This window comes from Oleiphilus sp. HI0061 (genome assembly GCF_001635675.1).
Genome location: NZ_LWFE01001884.1, coordinates 1 through 840 on the forward strand (window position 1 = coordinate 1; position 840 = coordinate 840).

The following is an 840-nucleotide window of genomic DNA, read 5'->3' on the forward strand; positions in this document are numbered from 1 at the left end:
TGAAGATGGTCGTAATATCACTGTTGATACAACAACTGGTGGTGCGGAAGACTTCGGTTTAGTTGATGATGGTACTGATGGTACCGCTGTCACATTTATTGGTGATGTAACGCTAACTAGTGATGACGGTTCTGATATTAATGTTGGTTCAAATACTCAGAATATTGATAACTTCGGTTTTGAAAAAGGTACATATAGTGGCAACAAGGCTGCACTAGTTGGTGATAATGGTAATGATGGTACTAGAGCTGCGCTACAGGCTGGTGACTTAACGCTTAATAATGTATCAGTTGGTGCGACAAAAGCAGGTGATGATACTGCATCTTCTACGCTATCAAGTTCAAGCGGTATTGCGCTAGCTGCTGCGATTAATAGGGTTTCAGACCAATCTGGTGTATCGGCTACGGTTAATGAAAACAGAGTTTACTCTGGTGATGTAACTGTGACTGGAACCGACTTTGATATCTCTATAAACGGGACGCAAATCACGGGTGCAATGGGGGCTGATCTTGCCACTAACCTAACAACAACTATTGATGCTATTAACGCTAAGTCTGGTTTGACGGGTGTAACAGCAGAAGCATTGGATAATAATCAATACACTTTGGTTGCTGAAGATGGTCGTAATATTGAATTGACTGTGGCTACGGCTGGTGACTCGGGTTTTACGACTGATGAAAACTATGTTGCTGGCGTTACGCTTGAGGCGGCTGGTGAGTTCTCAGTGGGTACGCTAACGGGCAATAATGAGCGGGCTGGTTTTAATGCAGTTGGTAGCTTTGGTGGATCAGAGTCGGGTACACTACTGAAAGATGTCGATATTAGTACCCTAGAGGGTGC

1 protein-coding gene is annotated in these 840 nt (G+C 43.8%); it reads left to right on the forward strand.

From position 1 onward, the window contains the following. On the forward strand, nt 1–840 hold an 840-nt coding region (locus tag A3735_RS31625; RefSeq protein WP_369820571.1), incomplete at both ends, for a flagellin hook IN motif-containing protein.